Here is a 2,808-nt window from a genome sequence, read left to right as displayed (position 1 = left end):
TGGCCCCGCATGCGATCCTCTCCAAAGAGGATCTGCCGCCCGAGGTCCTGCAAAGTGACGGTCTGCATTCGGAACGTCTGGAGATCTTACCCGGCACCCTCAAGGCGTTGCAGCGGGAGCAGGTGCTCAAGATGCTGGAGTCCGCGCAGGGCAATAAGGAGCGGACAGCCCGCCTGCTCGGCATCAGTCGCCGCACGCTGTATCGGCTCCTCGACCGCTATGGCCTCGGCAAATCCCGGCTTCCCACCGAGGCTGATGTGTCAGATCGTATCGGTTACTGAGGGGGAATGAAGCCTTGCTAGAAAACGCCGTCAGAATTTGATCAGCGCACTGCCTTACCATCACATTATCATCGCTTTCACTGGTGACCTAAGTCGCGATGCTGTCAATGATCAGGTCATCTGCATCGGATGGTCTGCCTCCACAAACTGCTCCAGGCTAATGGAATAGACATCGCGGCTGGCTGTGAGCCACACCCGTGTGCGGTGGCTCTCCATGAGCCGATGAACCAAGAGCATGACCGACTGCACGGTTGACGTGAGACAGTTTGCAAGCGCTACATGTGTTCTTCACAAGGAAACGAAAATACCTTGAGAGGTATAGGATTGTCATCACGCGAAGTCTCTTTTCTCCCCATGTGAAGAGTTTTCAGTGCACTGACGGCCCGGTCTGCCTGATCTGGCTGAAGGACCGCCCAAATGATGGTGTTGATGTCGGGATTGAGGAAGGTTCCATACACTCGACCTGTGACTCCCTTCCCCTCGACGTTGCTGAGTATCGTATATGTCATCACCCCATTACTGCACAGGAGCCTCTCCAAGTCACTTAACATAGAGTTCCGGACCACAATGATGAGAGTTCTCATGTGTGTGTGCTCCCCCCTCCACAATATAGCCATTGAGGCATCAGACGACTCATTCGGAAGTTGCCATATCCGAGGACTCCGAAGCGATGTTCTCTATTGAACCTCGACTTCGCGAAAGGCATTGAGCACGGTCGAGTGATACCGGTCTTCCGTCTCGCGATACGCCGATCACGCCTGTACAATTGGGCGTGACGATATATCCTCCTTGAAAGACCGACAGCGATACTTCCGCGCCCGGAGGTCATAAAGACTTCGCCGATGGTTTCTTCTGCGCATTGGCCTCTGGAGCTGGAGCCTCTCGTATCACAAGGTCATAACCCGGAGCGGATGTGACGATACGCACCTTTTTGCCTTCCAGCAAGGCGGCACTCGGATTATTCACGATACGATCGTCGACGGAAATCCCATCGGTCACTTCGACGACGTTGTCAAGGATTCTGGCCACGGTAATCGGTTTGAAATGCACCTGGTCATCCTCCGTCACAACGACCACCTCCGTACCGAGCTCCTGAAACACCATCGCGCTCGACGGAATCGTGAGGATGTTTTTTTCCACCGGCGCGGTGATACGAACAGTCGCATACGATCCGGGCCACAGCGCGCGGTCCTCGTTCTCGATCGTAAAGACAGTAATCGCTGTGCGCGTGCTCACATTGAATCCCTTGGCGACGGTCAGGAACTGGGCCGTAAAATGTCGATTTGGCAATTGTGGCACAGTGACGTCGGCGGTCAAACCCGGTTGGAGGAAAGGTCCGAAAGCCTCCGGCACGCTGACGAACAAACGCATCTTGCTGACGTCGGCGACGGTAAAGAGGTCCCTGATCCCGCCGGAGTTGCCTTCTCCAGGGCTCGCTTCCTTATTGACGTAGTTCCCGACATTGATGTTGCGCGCGGTCACCACACCGTCAAACGGCGCAACGATCGTCTTGAACCGGATCAGCGCTTCGAAATTCTTGACGTTCTGCTCCGCCGCTCTCACTCTCGCCGCTTGGGCTTTTGCCTCTTGGACCTGCACAGAAATCGCCTGCTCGGAGACCGCCTGGTTATGCCGCATCGCCACATAGCGTTTCGCGGTCAATTCAGCCAGCACATTCTTGGCCCGTTCGGTTTCCAGATCCGCCTTCGCCTGTGCATATTGGGCGTCGAGCGCCGGTGCGTTGACATCGGCAAGGACATCGCCCTGTTTCACCTGCGCCCCGTAATCCTTGTGCCACATCTTCACATAGCCGGAGACCTGGGCGTAGATCTGTGCCTCATACCAGGCTTGTATATTGCCGGGAAGCGTAATGGTGTCATTGGCATCCGCCGGCTGCGCCTGCGTGACGGCTACCGTCGGTATGGCGCGCTCAAGAGTGTGCTCCTGCAATGCCGCAGCTTCGAGCTGGCCTCCGTAGAACCTATAACCAAGATACAGCGGACATAAGATGATGGCCGCAAGTACAAGTCCCTTTCCACGGAACGATTTCATGTTAGATAGCCTCCTTTTCCGGCACGATCCTTCTGTGATAGATGAGGGCATACACGCACGGAACGAAAAACAGCGTAAACAGGGTTGCGACCGTCAATCCCCCCATGACGGCGCGTCCCAGCGGTGCATTTGGAGAATTCCCCATCGACATCGGCAGCATACCGATGATCATGGCCGCCGCGGTCATGAGCACCGGTCGAATGCGGGCCGTACCGGCCTCGGCCGCTGCGCGCAGCGCGTCGCCGTGAACGGCCAACCGTTCTCGCGCGTAGGCCACGAGCAGGATCGAATTGGCCGTTGCCGTACCCATCGTCATAATGGCCCCCATCAGAGCGGGCACGGATACGTTGGTATGGGTCACGAACAATGCCCAAGCGATTCCGGCTAGAGCACCGACCAAGGCCGTAATGATCACGAGCGGATCGAGCCATGATTGGAAGTTAATGACGATCAGGAGATAAACGAGCGCGATCGC

Annotated in this window: 4 protein-coding genes; 1 reads left to right on the top strand and 3 read right to left on the bottom strand. The window is 56.4% G+C overall.

From position 1 onward, the window contains the following. On the top strand, nt 1-281 hold a 281-nt coding region (locus ACOSYY_RS16605; RefSeq protein ID WP_421663867.1), incomplete at its 5' end, for a helix-turn-helix domain-containing protein. Nucleotides 282-556: 275 nt separating this feature from the next. Here the strand turns inward: ACOSYY_RS16605 and ACOSYY_RS16600 are convergent. The 3 genes from ACOSYY_RS16600 to ACOSYY_RS16590 all read right to left on the bottom strand — a co-directional run. Then, entirely contained in the window at nt 557-865 is a 309-nt protein-coding gene (locus ACOSYY_RS16600) for a P-II family nitrogen regulator (protein WP_421663865.1), read from the bottom strand. Between the two features lie 241 nt (nt 866-1,106). Continuing rightward, nucleotides 1,107-2,333 (bottom strand): efflux RND transporter periplasmic adaptor subunit, encoded by a 1,227-nt coding sequence (locus tag ACOSYY_RS16595; RefSeq protein WP_421663864.1) that lies wholly within the window; start codon nt 2,331-2,333, stop codon nt 1,107-1,109. A 1-nt stretch (nt 2,334) separates the two neighbouring features. Further along, on the bottom strand, nt 2,335-2,808 hold a 474-nt coding region (locus tag ACOSYY_RS16590; protein ID WP_421663862.1), incomplete at its 5' end, for an efflux RND transporter permease subunit.

The sequence above is a fragment of the Nitrospira sp. BLG_2 genome (assembly GCF_049222245.1).
Note: the sequence above shows the minus strand (reverse complement) of the source record. Positions and strands in the feature narration are given on the sequence as shown.

Bases quoted from the DNA above. Each gene is read 5' to 3' on its own strand.
- ACOSYY_RS16600 (WP_421663865.1), bottom strand. From the start codon at position 865: ATGAGAACTCTCATCATTGTGGTCCGGAACTCTATGTTAAGTGACTTG.
- ACOSYY_RS16595 (WP_421663864.1), bottom strand. From the start codon at position 2,333: ATGAAATCGTTCCGTGGAAAGGGACTTGTACTTGCGGCCATCATCTTA.